12 protein-coding genes are annotated in these 13,908 nt (G+C 54.9%); 8 read left to right on the top strand and 4 right to left on the bottom strand.

Going from position 1 to position 13,908, the window contains the following annotated elements; genetic code table 11:
- Positions 1 to 143: 143 nt before the first annotated feature.
- Positions 144 to 1,328, top strand: a complete 1,185-nt coding sequence (gene uxuA, locus V2154_RS09265) for a mannonate dehydratase (RefSeq protein WP_353501976.1) — start codon at positions 144 to 146, stop codon at positions 1,326 to 1,328.
- 64 nt (positions 1,329 to 1,392) lie between these two features.
- On the opposite strand, the gene V2154_RS09260 is transcribed toward uxuA, so the two are convergent.
- Entirely contained in the window at positions 1,393 to 2,505 is a 1,113-nt protein-coding gene (locus tag V2154_RS09260; protein WP_353501975.1) for a dipeptidase, read from the bottom strand.
- 308 nt (positions 2,506 to 2,813) lie between these two features.
- On the opposite strand from V2154_RS09260, the gene V2154_RS09255 reads away from it, so the two are divergent.
- A complete protein-coding gene (locus tag V2154_RS09255; protein WP_353501974.1) occupies positions 2,814 to 4,382 on the top strand; it encodes a serine hydrolase domain-containing protein in 1,569 nt (522 codons plus the stop codon).
- A gap of 65 nt (positions 4,383 to 4,447) precedes the next feature.
- Here V2154_RS09255 and V2154_RS09250 read toward each other — a convergent pair whose 3' ends face one another.
- Together V2154_RS09250 and V2154_RS09245 are read right to left on the bottom strand one after the other, a co-directional pair.
- The gene (locus V2154_RS09250) at positions 4,448 to 5,113 is read right to left on the bottom strand and encodes a TenA family protein (protein WP_353501973.1); all 666 of its coding nucleotides are present in this window, start codon (positions 5,111 to 5,113) and stop codon (positions 4,448 to 4,450) included.
- A 1-nt stretch (position 5,114) separates the two neighbouring features.
- Positions 5,115 to 5,957 (bottom strand): BtpA/SgcQ family protein, encoded by an 843-nt coding sequence (locus V2154_RS09245; RefSeq protein ID WP_353501972.1) that lies wholly within the window; start codon positions 5,955 to 5,957, stop codon positions 5,115 to 5,117.
- Positions 5,958 to 5,984: 27 nt separating this feature from the next.
- On the opposite strand from V2154_RS09245, the gene V2154_RS09240 reads away from it, so the two are divergent.
- Positions 5,985 to 6,899, top strand: a complete 915-nt coding sequence (locus V2154_RS09240; protein ID WP_353501971.1) for a ribokinase — start codon at positions 5,985 to 5,987, stop codon at positions 6,897 to 6,899.
- Positions 6,900 to 6,992: 93 nt separating this feature from the next.
- Here V2154_RS09240 and V2154_RS09235 read toward each other — a convergent pair whose 3' ends face one another.
- Complete coding sequence (locus tag V2154_RS09235) at positions 6,993 to 7,889, bottom strand: ABC transporter substrate-binding protein (protein ID WP_353503962.1); 897 nt, start codon at positions 7,887 to 7,889, stop codon at positions 6,993 to 6,995.
- A gap of 420 nt (positions 7,890 to 8,309) precedes the next feature.
- On the opposite strand from V2154_RS09235, the gene V2154_RS09230 reads away from it, so the two are divergent.
- The 5 genes from V2154_RS09230 (at position 8,310) to V2154_RS09210 (ending at position 13,904) form a co-directional block, all read left to right on the top strand.
- Positions 8,310 to 9,329, top strand: a complete 1,020-nt coding sequence (locus V2154_RS09230) for a LacI family DNA-binding transcriptional regulator (RefSeq protein WP_353501970.1) — start codon at positions 8,310 to 8,312, stop codon at positions 9,327 to 9,329.
- A 501-nt stretch (positions 9,330 to 9,830) separates the two neighbouring features.
- Positions 9,831 to 10,586 carry an ATP-binding cassette domain-containing protein gene (locus V2154_RS09225; protein ID WP_353501969.1) on the top strand — a complete coding sequence of 252 codons (756 nt, stop codon included), beginning with the start codon at positions 9,831 to 9,833 and terminating at the stop codon, positions 10,584 to 10,586.
- A gap of 40 nt (positions 10,587 to 10,626) precedes the next feature.
- Positions 10,627 to 11,625 (top strand): ABC transporter permease, encoded by a 999-nt coding sequence (locus V2154_RS09220; protein WP_353503961.1) that lies wholly within the window; start codon positions 10,627 to 10,629, stop codon positions 11,623 to 11,625.
- A 4-nt stretch (positions 11,626 to 11,629) separates the two neighbouring features.
- Positions 11,630 to 12,727 (top strand): phosphotriesterase family protein, encoded by a 1,098-nt coding sequence (locus V2154_RS09215; RefSeq protein ID WP_353501968.1) that lies wholly within the window; start codon positions 11,630 to 11,632, stop codon positions 12,725 to 12,727.
- A gap of 34 nt (positions 12,728 to 12,761) precedes the next feature.
- Positions 12,762 to 13,904, top strand: a complete 1,143-nt coding sequence (locus V2154_RS09210; protein WP_353501967.1) for a M20 family metallopeptidase — start codon at positions 12,762 to 12,764, stop codon at positions 13,902 to 13,904.
- Positions 13,905 to 13,908 lie beyond the last annotated feature (4 nt).

The following is a 13,908-nucleotide window of genomic DNA, read 5'->3' as shown; positions in this document are numbered from 1 at the left end:
CTACCACCTGACCTGTAATGTTAATAGAGTGAACTGGCACGCTGCCTGACGTCAAGAAAACTAAAACAGCCCGCGTCACAGATTGTCCATTTTCACGCTTCCTCGCACATAAGCTGACTTAGGTCGCAAACAAGGAATTTCACATGGAACAAACATGGCGCTGGTACGGCCCGAAAGATCCCGTGTCGCTGGACGATGTCAGACAGGCTGGGGCAACCGGGGTGGTTACTGCCCTGCATCACATCCCTAATGGCGAAGTGTGGACCGTCGAAGAGATTAAGAAGCGTCAGGCAGAGCTGGCAGAGAAAAACTTGACGTGGTCGGTGGTGGAAAGTATCCCGGTTCACGAAGAGATCAAAACGCGCAGCGGAGACGTTGAAAAGTATATTGCCAACTATCAGCAGTCGCTGCACAATCTGGCGGCCTGCGGCATCGACACCGTCTGCTACAACTTCATGCCGATCCTCGACTGGACCCGTACCGACCTCGGCTATTTGCTGCCGGACGGCTCGCGCGCGCTGCGTTTCGACCATATCGCCTTTGCTGCCTTCGAGCTGCATATCCTGCAACGCGCCGGGGCCAAGCAGGACTACTCTGCTGAAGAGCAACAGCAGGCCAGCGACTATTTTGCCGCCATGAGCGAAGACGAAATCGCCACCCTCACCGCCAATATTATCGCCGGTTTGCCGGGTGCCGAAGAGGGTTACACGCTGGACCAGTTCCGCGCGCGGCTGGCCACCTATGACGGTATTGATAAGGGAAAATTGCGTGAAAACATGGCGCACTTCCTGCGCAGCATCGTGCCGGTGGCCGAGCAGCATGGCCTGAAATTGGCGGTACATCCTGATGATCCGCCGCGGCCAATCCTCGGCCTGCCGCGCATTATTTCTACTATTGAAGATATGCAGTGGCTGAAAGAGACTGTGGATAGCCTGCACAACGGTTTCTGCTTCTGTACCGGCTCTTACGGGGTGCGCGAAGACAATGATTTAGTGAAGATGATGACCACTTACGCCGACCGCGTGAACTTCGTGCATCTGCGCGCCACGCGGCGCGAAGCCACGCCGGGCAGCTTCCACGAGGCGGATCATCTGGACGGTGATGTCGATATGGTCGCCATTATTAAAGCGATTTTGACTGAGGAACAGGCTCGCCGCCGCGCCGGAGATCTGCGCCCTATTCCGATGCGCCCGGACCACGGCCACCAGATGCTCGACGACCTGCACAAAAAGACCAATCCGGGTTATTCAGCCATTGGTCGTTTGCGCGGTTTAGCCGAGTTGCGCGGCGTGGAGCGCGCGCTGAAACAGACGCTGTTCGCAGATTAATCATAAAAAATGGCTCCTGAGGCGAATTGCCCCAGGAGCCATTTCCTCCAACCTGTTTAGCCCATTACTCGCCCCAGGTTCTTTCCAGCACGTTAATCCAGTTCTGATGCGCAATTTTGGCAATCAGCTGCTCGCCGTATCCCGCTTTACGCATCGCCTCAATTAACACCGGCAGCCCGCTGACGTCGCGCATGAAAGGTGCCATCGGCGCGCCGTCGAAGTCTGAACCAAAGCCCACGTGATCCTCACCCAGCGTTTCCACCAGATAATCCAGATGGCGCAGATAGTCCTCGGTTCCCGTGTCGGGGCTGTTTTTGCCGTCTTCGCGCAGGAACGGCGTGGCGAAGTTCACGCCGACAAAGCCTTGTGTTTCTTTAATGGCGGCGAGCTGTTTGTCCGTCAGGTTGCGCGACTGGGCGCACAGGGCAAAGGCGTTAGAGTGGCTGGCCACCAGCGGCGCGTCGGACAGTTTCGCCACATCCCAGAAGCCCTGCTCATTGAGGTGCGACAGATCGATCAAAATACGTTTGCGGTTACAGGCTTGCACCAGTTTTACGCCTAAGTCAGTCAGGCCGGGGCCGGTATCTGGGGAAGTATTGAATTTAAACGGCACGCCGTGGCCGAAGATATTCGGACGGCTCCACACCGGGCCGAGCGTGCGCAGGCCCATTTCGTAGAGGACGTCGAGGGTGTAGAGATCAGGATCGATGCCCTCTGCGCCTTCTATATGCATCACCACCGCCAGCGCCTTGCTGGACAGTGCGCCGCGAATATCGGCGGCGCTGCGGCAAATTTTCACCGCGCCCTGCGACTGCTGCTCTATGCGCAGCAGGAAAGCCATCATGGCGATGGTGGTGTCGCGGGCCGATTCAAACGATGGCGTTGGCGAAAAATCAGGATGCTTTTGAGTCCCTTCCAGCAAAAAACGCGCGTCAATTTGCAGATCCGGCACGCTACTTGCTGCATCAAAACGGGGGGATGGCACCCACGCGGCGAACAGACCACCTGCAAAACCGGCCTGCTGACAGCGAGGTAAATCCATCTGGCCGCTGGCCGGGCCTTGGAGGAAAGCCTGCTCGGGGTTTTGACGATGCTGCTCCCACAATTGCAGTAAAACGTCATTGTGGCCGTCAAAAATGGGGATAAGCGTTTCCGTTCCGCGTTCGGTGTTATTCATAAAAGGGTCTACTCTGGTTAATTATGAAAAAAGCATAACGGTATTTATCGGCGCTAAAAACGACCGGCTAAGCACATTTTCATCTTAGGATTTCAATGAGATGCATAAAGATGGCGACTAAAGCCCATCTCTCATTAAAACCATCGGCTCGCTCACAAGTCAAGGTCAGCTTTACGCACCTTTGAGCCAGAATTGTGGCGCAAAATGGTGTTGAAATGGGCTGGCTTCTGGGAGAAGTGAGTAACAAGGACGGAGTGGCCATGCCGCTCTTTCTATCACACATGACTATTAGATAAAGGGGAACAGCAATGACATTCACCCTACGCGAACCACCGACGCCTTTGCAGTGGGACGCGGCGCTGGCAACGGCGAAAAGAATCACCGGACAGTGGAACACCCCGGGCCAACCCGGCGGCGCGATCAGCCTGTTTACGCGTGATGAAATCAAAGGCAGTGCCACGGGCGGACTGGCGAACCTCGGCAGCGGCGAGCCTTTCACCCTCGACAACGTGGTGCGCTATGCCTCAATAACCAAGCATATTTTTGCTACTCTGGCCCTGTTTCGTAGCCATGCTGGGTTATCACTGCAAGACCGTTTGGGGCAGCACCTGCCCGCATTAAAAACCCCGATGGCTGACGTCACTATTGGACAGGCGCTGGATATGACCGGCGGTTTGCCCGACGTGCGCGAAACCCTCTCGCTGCTGGGCATTTCGGTTTATAGCGCCACTGACCCCCAACCCATTTTGGACTTCCTTGCCCAAGACGGCGCGCTGAATTTCCCCGCAGGTTCTGAGATTTCCTACTCCAATACCGGCTATCGCCTGGTGGAAGCCATTCTCAACGCCAAAGGCATTCAATTTAATGACCTGCTGCGCGAGCACGTCGCCGCGCCGCTGGATATCGCCCTGCACGCTCCGGAAACCTGGTTTGACGTGGTTGCCGATTTAGCGCCCGGCTATTGGCGCGACGGCGACAGCTGGAAAACCGCCAGCGCGGGCCTGCATCTTTCGGCCTCCGGCAGCATCACCGGCAGCCTGCGATCCCTGACCACTTGGCTGCAAAGCCTGCTGGCGAATCAGGGACCGGGCGAGCAAGTGCTGGAGAAGCTGACCCAGCCGCGCTATTTGCAAGACGGCACGCCAAGCGCCTATGGTTTGGGCATCTCCTCAACGCAGGTCGGCGTGCATAAAGTCTATGGTCACGGTGGCTCGCACGCCGGATACAAAACTTACTTTTTACTCCATCCGCAGCTGGATGTCGGCGTGGCGATGGTGTCGAACCGCGAAGACACACCGGCCTTCGATACCGCCTTTGAGGTGATGTCTGCCCTGCTCGGCGCGCCTCTTCCGCCGCGCAGTCAGGCCATTCCCGACGGTGTTTATGCCAGCATCGCCGAGCCTTATTGGCTTGAGGTTAAGCAAGGAGTAGCGAATTATCTCGGCGCGAGCGAAAAGCTCTATCAGGGCGCGGATGAAAACGAAGCGATTTCGCTTTCCGCCCATATGCCCATGCGCCTGCGCTGGGACGGCAAAACGCTGCAAGGCGAGATGGGTCACGCGACGCGCTACTTTGTGCCCGCGACGCCAACCCAGTGCTTATCACTGGTTCAGGGGCGCTGGTTCCATCCGCAATCTCAGGCGGCCTTTGATATAGAAGAGGATTATCTGCTGATGGGCATCGGCCCACTGCGCGCCAAAGGCAAGCTAAAGGCGATTGGTCTGGGTCGGTTATTAGTCGAAATGCCTGACGGCCCGTGGCAGAAAACCTTCTGCCTCTATTTCCAAGGCTACAATGTGCAGCTGATTGCCAATCGCAGCCGGGTGCTGAATTTCCGCCGCGATGAGTGTCGGGCGCGCTGGCAGCCGGCAGAGTAATTTGGCCTGAGCCACAAAGATAAAAGCCTTCCAAATGGAAGGCTTTTTTATTGCTGGACAAAGAGTTAATCAAAGGCGGCGCTGTGGAAATCAATCTCCCACTGCAACACCTGCCCATACAGCGCTGACAGATGCTGGCGCTGCTCCTCGCTCAGCGACGCGGCGCAGTTGTCCAGTTCTGCCTTCAGCCAACTTGCCTGATCGATAAAGGTTTTCTCGGCATGCATCACCACCCAATCTTTCACTTCCGGGTCAGCAATGGCGGACTGGCTGACGCGCGTACACCAGTGGTAGTACATCCACTCGGCACCAAACATCAGGGTGAGGATCTCGGCATAACTGCCGTTTTGCGCGGTGCGCAGCATCCCCTGACTAAAGCGCGAGACGTCCGGCGCACTGCGCTGATAGTCCGACGGCGTCACCTGGCGCTTTTCCATCACTCGCTCGAAATAGGCAATTTGCTCATTTGCCAGCGCGTCGAGCACGCCAATCAGCCAGCGCTGATGGCGGATATCCGGCGCTTTAATTACCGCATAGGAAAATATGCCAATGGCCGTGGCCACGAAATCCCCTTCATACACCAGATATTGATTAAATACCTTGGCAGGCAGACTGCCGTCTTCAATGCCGGTGACAAAAGGATGGTATTGCATGGCGTGCCAGACTTCCTGATGCTCCTCAAGCAGCCAATCGGTAAACGAATTCTGACTTTTTCCCATTGCGGTCGACATATTAGTCCTCCAGTTCAGCGCGAGCGATAGACATGAAGTGTTTGACTCGCTCAAGTTCAACCTGATTCCACCACACGCCGCCGAACTTCAGCGTACTGGCCACAATCACTCCCTGCGTGCGCTGTAAAATAGCGCAAATATTGTCCGGCGTAACGCCTGAACCTACCAGCAGCGGCAGCTCGGTGGCGGAGCGGATTTCGTCGATTTCCTCCATGGTGGCGCTATCGCCGGTGCGCTGGCCGGTGGCAATTACGCCGTCTGCCAAGAAGAAATCCACGTCGCGGGTTAATTCAGGTATGGAACGGTCGGCCACAATGGCGTGACTGCCGTGTTTAACATGGCTGTCGGCGAAGATTTTGATGTGCTCGGCGCGCAGCTGGGAGCGATAGCGTAGCGCAATGGCGGCAGCCCCTTCGATAAAACCTTCGTTGGCAATGTAGGCGTTGGCCCACTGGTTGACGCGGATAAAATCTGCGCCGCCGGCCAGCGCCGTGGCTAATGCTGGGATGGCGGCGTTGGCTAATACGTTAATACCCAGCGGCACGCCGAACTCTTGTTTAATTCGGTCAGTGATCACCGACATAAATGCCGCCGTTTCATGACCAATATTTTCTGGTTTAGAAAAAGGAATGTCACCGTGGTTTTCAATAATCAGCCCGTGAATGCCGCCCTTTAAATAAGCATCGGCATCTTTTAACGCCACGTCGATTATTTTATTAATTGATTTACCCTGATAATTTGGCGAACCGGGAAAGGCTTCACAATGCACTACACCCATTATTGCTTTAGAACGAGAAAATATTTCTTGAATCGCGCTTGGTTTTCCTGCTGATATAGATGCCATCTTCATTCACCTTCTAGGGGATTAATTATGCGTGTATTCGTCGTAGGTAATACAGGCGTTGACGAAACGTATGTAATAAATGAAATACCTGAAAAAGGCGCATCAATTCACGGCCAGAAAATAAATCAAGATCTGGGCGGTAAAGGCGCTAATCAGGCGGTTATTCTTTCACGTTGCGCGGTGAGCACTGTGCTAATTGCCGCAACCGGAAATGATAATCAGGGCCAATGGTGTCGCCAACAATTAGCCCAAGAGTTATTAACTTTATTTCCGGAAGAATCATTAAACTGTCGCACAGATACCTCACTTATATTAAATACCGCCGACGGCGATAATTCTATTATCACCACCACTACTGCCGCCGATGCATTATCATTAGCGGATATTGAACAGGCATTAAATAAAGCACAGCCTGGTGATGTTGTATTACAGCAGGGGAATTTCTCATTAGAGAAAACCGCCGCCGTTTTCCAGCTGGCCCGTCGCCTAAGCTTGCGGACCGTTTTCAATCCTTCGCCTGTCAAACCGGCCTTCTCCCAGCTATGGCCACTGGTCGACTTACTGGTGGTCAACCGAGGTGAAGCGAGCTATTTCACCGCGCCTCAGCTGCCGCCGGTGGAAGCCGCCAGCGAACTGCTGCGTGCCGGAGCCTCTGCCGTAGTGGTGACGCTGGGAGCTGACGGCGTCTATTTCGCCACTGCCGACCAGCAGCTGCATGTCGCCACGCCGCCGTGCAAAGTGGTGGATACCACCGGCGCTGGCGATACCTTCTTAGCCGTGATGCTGGCCTCAATGCTGCGCCGCTCGGCACCTTCTCCTCAGCAGCTAGACCTGCAACGCGCCGCGCGGGCGGCGGCCATCACCATCAGCCGTACCGGCACCTTTAGCGCATTTCCAAGCCAAACCGAACTGGTGGAAATACTCAATTCGCCTCTGGCCTAGCGGCTAGCGGGTTACGCTGAAATCACGTAACCCGCTCTTTTCTTTCTATTTTTAACGACTTTTTTTGCCACTGCTTTTCATACTTGATTAAGCTTATTGCTTAAATAATGGACGGAATGTATCCACGTTAGCTTTGGTCACGATAGTGGCCGGAACCTGAATAGTCTTGTCGACCGTTTTGCCATCTACCACCAGCGTATTCAGTGCCTTAACGGCTGACGCGCCCATGTTCTCAGGGTCTTGTTGCAATACCGCCGCCACATAGCCCTGATCAATGCCGCTGACGGCTTTCGCAGTCAGATCCCAGCCAAACACTTTAATATCTTTCTGGCGGCCCTGGTTTTCCACTGCGGCAATCGCGCCCAGCAGCGCAGGCTCGCCGGTGGCGTAAATCGCGGTCATATCCGGGTTGCCGGTGATCAGGTTTTCTGCCGCCGTCAGGGCGTCATCCTGAATATTTCGGCCATCGACCACGCCCACCACTTTGATGCCATCGTGGCCTTTCAGGGTGTCTTCAAACCCTTTTTGGCGCTGGTTTTGAATCGCGGAATTCAATGCGCCGACGATGCCCAGCTTGGCTTTTCCACCCATATTGTCTTTGACGTATTTGGTGAAGTAATTACCAATCAGCGCCCCGCCCTTATTATTATCTACGCCAACCTGCGCCTTTTGCGGGCCTTCTGGCAATACGGCATCGATAGCAATAACAGGAATATTTTTAGCGGCGGCTTCTTTGATGGCCGGCATAATGCCGTTTACATCAATAGCATCCACCATGATCCCTTTAACACCTTGCTGAATATAGGTTTCAATCGCATCGTTTTGTGAAACCGGATTATCATTGGCGTTGAAAATAACTAATTTCGCCCCAGACTTGGTGGCTTCTTCTTGTGCGCCTTTATTCATTAAGTTGAAGAACAGCGCCTGTTGGTTAATTTGCACCAGAGCATATGTCGGCGCGTCTGCTGCAAAAGCTGAATAACTGAACATTGAAAGAGTCAGAGTAGCGATAGCTGTGTAGGCCGCTTTTTTTAATTTCAAAGCGTTAAAGGGAGAAAGTGATTTTTTCTTTCCGGTGTTGTTCAACATAATGACATCCTCAAGATTTGGTGATGACAATGCAATAAGCTGGCGGCAACAACTTTAGAGAGTCGTTGAGCAGCTGAAACCTGAACGAAAGCATATAACTATGCACACTCAGGAGAATGTTGGCGGGAGGCACACGTCAGAATGTCGATTTAACGAAACAGACCGTTCCAAACGGAGAGTATTCGCTGAAGCTGGTAATGCGGGTAAACTGTTAATTACAATTAAACGACGTCAAAAAATTGTCAAGTATAAATTTTATCTGATCCGTGGCATTGTGAGCAGCGTGTCAACTGAAGCCCTTATGTGAAGGATGAAAAGTTAATGGGAACAAAACGGGTAGTGTTGTCCGACGTCGCGAAATACGCCGGTTTGTCGAAAGCGACGGTCTCGCGTTACCTCAACAAAAGCATCTCTCTGCCCCAGCCAACGGTCGCGCGGATTGAAGAAGCCATTAAGGCGCTGGATTACCGCGCCAACAGCCTGGCCCGCAGGCTGAGCAAGGGCGGCAGTGAAACCATAGGTTTAGTGCTGCCGGACATCGCCAACCCCTTCTTCGCCGAGCTGGCCGATGCCGCCGAGGAAGCCGCTTCCCAGCATAAATACAGCCTTGTGTTGTGCGTCACCCGCAACAATCTGGAGAAAGAGTGTCAGTTCATTCGCTGGCTGGATACGCGCCAGGTCGACGGCCTGCTGTTCACCACTAACCGCCCGGATAACGGCCAGCTGCGCGAGCAGTTGAAGGGCCAGCGCCACGTGGTTTTGCTGGATGAAGATGTGCCCGGCAGCACGGTACCCAAAGTATTTTCGGATAATGTTCACGGCGGCGAGTTGGCGGCGAACAAGCTGATTGCCGCCGGGCATCGGCACATTGCCTTTGTCGGCGGGCCGGATGAATTGATGAGCGTGCGCGAACGTCATCAGGGTTTTCGTCAAGCTTTACTCAACGCGGGCCTGCCCTACAGCGCCGACATGGTGCTTTATGGCGATTACAGCCGCACCTTTGGTCGCGCCGCGCTGGACCAGTTGCTGGCCCTGCCGCAACCACCGACCGCCATTTTTGCCGCCAGTGACTATTTGGCCCTTGGCCTGCTCGACGGCATGCGCCAGCGCGGGCTGGCCGTTCCGGCTTCACTCTCTCTGGTGGGTTTCGATGACGCCATCTACTCCGATTTGATCACTCCGCGCCTCTCCACTATTCGCCAGTCGGCAAGGGAGTTGGGGCGCGTCGCGGTTGAAACGCTGATCAAGCTGTTTAACGATGAACCCGACGTGTCGCAGGTGTCGCGAATTCCCGTAGAGTGGATCTCACGCGACTCGGTTGCCCCTCCAGCGAAATCGTAGATTGATTAGTTTTAGTGCACGAATCAGGCGCATTTGCGCCTTTTTTGTGCAACTAAAAAACCTGCACCCCTATTGCCCGCCTTGCTTAAACCTGCTCAGCTGATGTGAATTAGCTCTCAAATAATAAAATTTTAGCCTTTTTGTCACTTAATCATCACATTGATTATTAATGGATTTAACATATCTGCTGTTTATTTTTTGAACCCGATCACTTTTCCCCGCGAAATTAACTGGCATACATTCTGCTAGATTCAAACCGGCGACACAGAGTTCCACACTCAGAATATTTTTGACCATTACGGGTGCGGGAAAAGACATCGCCGTTATTTTTGCCTTTTGGGTAAACCGGTTTACAAGGATAGAGAAATCGGAAGAGGCAAGAAGACGGCATTGTCAGCAGCGGCAGGTTTATGGCGCGGCACCCGCAAGCCCCTCACCAGTTGGAGAGCAATTATGTCTCAAGAGATGTCCAGAAACTTATCTGGTTCACCCCGGGTCGAGATGGTAAATATCACCAAAACCTATGGTTCAATCCGCTCTTTGCGCGGCGTAAACCTGAGTTTGGCACCCGGCGAAGTGCTGGGTTTGGTCGGTGATAACGGCGCGGGTAAATCCACGCTGACTAAAATTTTGGCCGGTGCCGTGGTGCCGACCGGTGGGACCCTGCGCATTGACGGTCAGGATGTCCATTTCGCTAACCCTTCTGACGCGCGCCGCTGCCATATCGAAATGGTCTATCAGGATCTCTCGCTGTGCGACACGGTCAACGTGGCGGGCAATCTGTTTATGGGCCGCGAACCTCAAACTCGCGTGTTGGGCATCCCCTTCCTCGACGAGAAAAAGATGCACGAAGAGGCCCACGAAATGCTGCAAGGCTTGGGGATCTCCATCCCCGACACTCGCCTGCTGGTGCGCAATTTGTCCGGCGGTCAGCGTCAGGCCATCGCCATCGCCCGCGCCGCCGCCTTTAACCCGAAAGTGTTGATCATGGACGAACCCACGGCCGCGCTGGCGGTTGCCGAGGTGGAAGCCGTGCTCGAACTGATTCGCCGGGTCAGCGCACGCGGCGTCAGCGTGATCCTCATTACACACCGTCTGCAAGATCTGTTCCTGGTTTGCGACCGTATCATGGTGATGTACGAAGGGACCAACGTTGCCGATCGGCAAATCTCCGAAACCAGCTTGTCCGACATTGTGAATTTGATTGTCGGCGAGAAGTTCGAGGCCCACTCTGCGCGCGAAGCTGTGCACCACTAAGCGCCGTCTGGTGAATTAAAAGGGTAAGCCCATGAGTATCATAAACATGTCCAGTCCCCGACTTATTAAACAATCGGTTACCCGGCGCATGCTGCACAACCATTCAGGCGTGGTGAGCATTGCGGTATTTTTCATTTTCTGTTGCGTGGTGTTCTCTTTCGCAACGGACAATTTCCTCAGTGGATACAACTGGTTAAACATCCTCCGTCAAAGCGCGCCGCTGCTGATTGTCGCGGCCGCTATGACGTTGGTGATCACCACCGGCGGCATTGATTTGTCGGTCGGTTCGACGCTGGCGCTGGTCGGCGCGTTATCCGCTATCGCCTTGAATAACTGGGGACTTCCGTGGCCCGTGGTGCTGATTGGCGGGCTGGCACTCGGCGGCCTGATTGGCGCCATCAATGGCTACTTCATTGCCTATGAGGGCATCCCGGCGTTTATTGTCACCTTGGCAACCTTGGCGGTGATTCGCGGGGTGGCGCTGTTAATCACTCAGGGCTACTCCATCCCGATTCCGGCGGACAGCCCGTTCACCCTGCTCGGCCGCGCCTGGGTTCTTGGCCTGCCGCTGCCCGCCATTATCGGCGTGCTGGCGTTAGTCTTTGGACACGTGCTGCTCAACCATATGCGCTTTGGTCGCTATGTTACCGCCATTGGTGCCAATGCCGAAGGGGTGCGTCGCGCCGGGGTCAATACTAAATCGACCACCATGTGGGTTTACGTGATTTGCGGGATGGCAGCGGCCTTAGCCGGAATGATCATTACTGCGCGTCTGGGCAGTGGTTCGTCAAATCAGGGCGAAGGCTTTGAATTGCAAGTGATCGCAGCCGTTGTTTTGGGCAGCACCAGCCTGTTTGGCGGCTTCGGCACCATTATCGGCACCCTGCTTGGCGCGCTGTCCATCGCGGTTATCCAAAATGGTCTGATCCTGTCGCACATGTCGCCGTTCTATACGCAAATCGCCACTGGCTTAATCATTCTGCTGGCTATCTGGCTGAACACCCGCATTTTCAACCCGGTTCGAAGTAGTAAAGGATAGCGCCATGACCTCTAAAGACGGTTTCGCAGGTTCTTTATTTAGACATGCCGACCCTTTCCCGCTGGGCGCGGAGAGTGGTTTCGCCATGACCGTGCTCGGCCCGTTGGCGGTGGAGAAACTGGGCGTCACCCTGATGCACGAGCACATCCTGCTCGACGCCTCGGGCAAGTGGGTGCCGCCCTGCTGCTGTAGCGAGCGGCACATCGCCGAGATGCCGGTGAAAATTGAGAATCTGGGCGAATTGCAGCTTAACCCTTTGATGAGCCGTGATAATTGCCAGCTGTTTGATTCTGACCTCGCCGTGGAAGAGTTAATGAAGTTCCGCGCGCTGGGGGGCGAAACCGTGGTTGACCCGACCAATATCGGCATTGGCCGCGACCCGAAAGCCTTGCAACGCATCTCAAGACTGACGGGTTTAAACATTATTATGGGTACCGGCTTCTACCTTGAGCCGTCTCACCCCGACTATGTGAAAAGCCGTTCGCTGGAAGCGCTGACCGATCAGATTATTTATGACGTCGGCGGCTTCAGCGATAAACCTGAGGTGGTGGCCGGGCTGATTGGCGAAATTGGCGTATCGGCGGCCTTCACCGCGAATGAGGAGAAATCCTTGCGGGCGGCGGGTCGCGCCAGCGCCAAAACTGGCGTGCCGATGCAAATCCACTTGCCGGGCTGGGAGCGTTACGGCCACAAAGTGTTGGATATTCTGGCGGAAGAAGGCGCCAACCTGCGCCACGTGGTGCTGTGCCACATGAACCCGAGCTTTGCGGATAAGAACTATCAGCGAACGCTGGCCGAGCGCGGCGCTTTTCTCGAATACGACATGATTGGCATGCCCTATTTTTATGCTGACGAAAGCGCGCAATCGCCCTCCGACGAAGACAACGCGCGGGCGATTCGTGAGCTGATTGATGACGGGTTTATCGAGCAAGTGTTGCTGTCGCAGGACGTTTTCCTCAAGACCATGCTGACCAAGTTTGGCGGCCACGGCTATGGCTACATTCTCAAGCATTTCGTGCCGCGTTTGCGTCGCCACGGCGTGACGGGTGAACAGCTGGAAACGTTGTTAATCGGCAACCCGCAGCGCGTTTTCAGTCGCTAAACCAGTCGCAAAAATCTGCATTAAGGAGCGCCAAATGGATCAAGACGTTATCGCCCTAACCCGCGCTCTGCTTGGCTTCAACACCATTAACCCGCCGGGCGACGAGGTAGAATGCCTAAGCTGGCTGGCGAGTTTTCTGAGCGACACCGGGTTCGAGGTCAAACTACAGCCTTTCGGTGAACGGCGCTGCAACCTGATTGCCACTTTAGCAGGCTCGGCGGCGGGTAAACCTCTGGCGTTTACCGGCCATCTCGACACGGTTCCGCTGGGAAACGCCCGGTGGAAGTTCGATCCTTTTGCCGGAGAGATCGCTGACGGTAAGCTTTACGGCCGTGGCAGCAGCGATATGAAGGCGGCCATCGCGGCCTTTATTGTCGCCTGCATTCATCGCCAAGGGGTCATTGCGCAGAACAGCGGCGTGATGCTGATCCTAACCGGCGGCGAAGAGACGGGCTGCGACGGCGCGCGCGCCATGATTAATGATTCAAACCTGACGCTGGCCCAGCCGGGGGCGCTGATTGTCGGCGAACCCACGGGCAATTACCCGATGGTCGGCCACAAGGGCGCACTCTGGCTGCGTTGCGCTACCCATGGCAAAACCGCCCACGGCGCGATGCCGGAGCTGGGGATTAACGCCATCTATCTGGCGGCTGACGCTATTGGCAAGATTCGTCATTTCGACCCCGGCCCGCCGCACCCATTAATGAAGAAACCGACGCTCAACGTCGGCACTTTTCAGGGCGGATTGAACATTAATTCGGTGCCGGACAGGGCCAGTTTTGATGTGGATATGCGTACCGACCCAACGCTGGCGCACTCTACGTTGAAATCGCGTTTGCAACAGCATTTAAGTGACGTTGTCACTATAGAGACCTTAGTTGACCTTCCCGCCGTGCTGACTGAGCGGCAAAACCCTTGGGTGCAGAGCGTATTCGAGCACTGCCAGCCGCTGCATGACACGCCGGTCGATGCCAAAATTGTGCCCTATTTTACCGATGCCGCGCTGTTGGTTGACGCCTTGGGCAATCCGCCCTGCCTGATCCTCGGGCCGGGCGAGCCTTCAATGGCTCACCAGACTGACGAGTATTGTCGGGTTTCACGGCTGGAAGAGAGCGTGGAGTTATATCAGCAGATCATTGAAGACTATTATCTGTTGATCGACAAAGGGGCCCTATAAAGGA

The organism is Ewingella sp. CoE-038-23, from assembly GCF_040419245.1.
GTDB classification, from domain to species: domain Bacteria; phylum Pseudomonadota; class Gammaproteobacteria; order Enterobacterales; family Enterobacteriaceae; genus Ewingella; species Ewingella allii.
The sequence above is the reverse complement of the archived record's forward strand: the minus strand, read 5'-3'. Positions and strand labels throughout refer to the sequence as shown.

What these genes read in the sequence shown, in the direction of transcription:
- V2154_RS09255 (WP_353501974.1), top strand. Translation starts at nt 2,814, where the DNA reads ATGACATTCACCCTACGCGAACCACCGACGCCTTTGCAGTGGGACGCG.
- V2154_RS09210 (WP_353501967.1), top strand. Translation starts at nt 12,762, where the DNA reads ATGGATCAAGACGTTATCGCCCTAACCCGCGCTCTGCTTGGCTTCAAC.
- V2154_RS09250 (WP_353501973.1), bottom strand. Translation starts at nt 5,113, where the DNA reads ATGTCGACCGCAATGGGAAAAAGTCAGAATTCGTTTACCGATTGGCTG.
- V2154_RS09260 (WP_353501975.1), bottom strand. Translation starts at nt 2,505, where the DNA reads ATGAATAACACCGAACGCGGAACGGAAACGCTTATCCCCATTTTTGAC.
- V2154_RS09225 (WP_353501969.1), top strand. Translation starts at nt 9,831, where the DNA reads ATGGTAAATATCACCAAAACCTATGGTTCAATCCGCTCTTTGCGCGGC.
- V2154_RS09245 (WP_353501972.1), bottom strand. Translation starts at nt 5,957, where the DNA reads ATGGCATCTATATCAGCAGGAAAACCAAGCGCGATTCAAGAAATATTT.
- V2154_RS09235 (WP_353503962.1), bottom strand. Translation starts at nt 7,889, where the DNA reads ATGTTCAGTTATTCAGCTTTTGCAGCAGACGCGCCGACATATGCTCTG.
- V2154_RS09215 (WP_353501968.1), top strand. Translation starts at nt 11,630, where the DNA reads ATGACCTCTAAAGACGGTTTCGCAGGTTCTTTATTTAGACATGCCGAC.
- V2154_RS09230 (WP_353501970.1), top strand. Translation starts at nt 8,310, where the DNA reads ATGGGAACAAAACGGGTAGTGTTGTCCGACGTCGCGAAATACGCCGGT.
- V2154_RS09240 (WP_353501971.1), top strand. Translation starts at nt 5,985, where the DNA reads ATGCGTGTATTCGTCGTAGGTAATACAGGCGTTGACGAAACGTATGTA.
- uxuA (WP_353501976.1), top strand. Translation starts at nt 144, where the DNA reads ATGGAACAAACATGGCGCTGGTACGGCCCGAAAGATCCCGTGTCGCTG.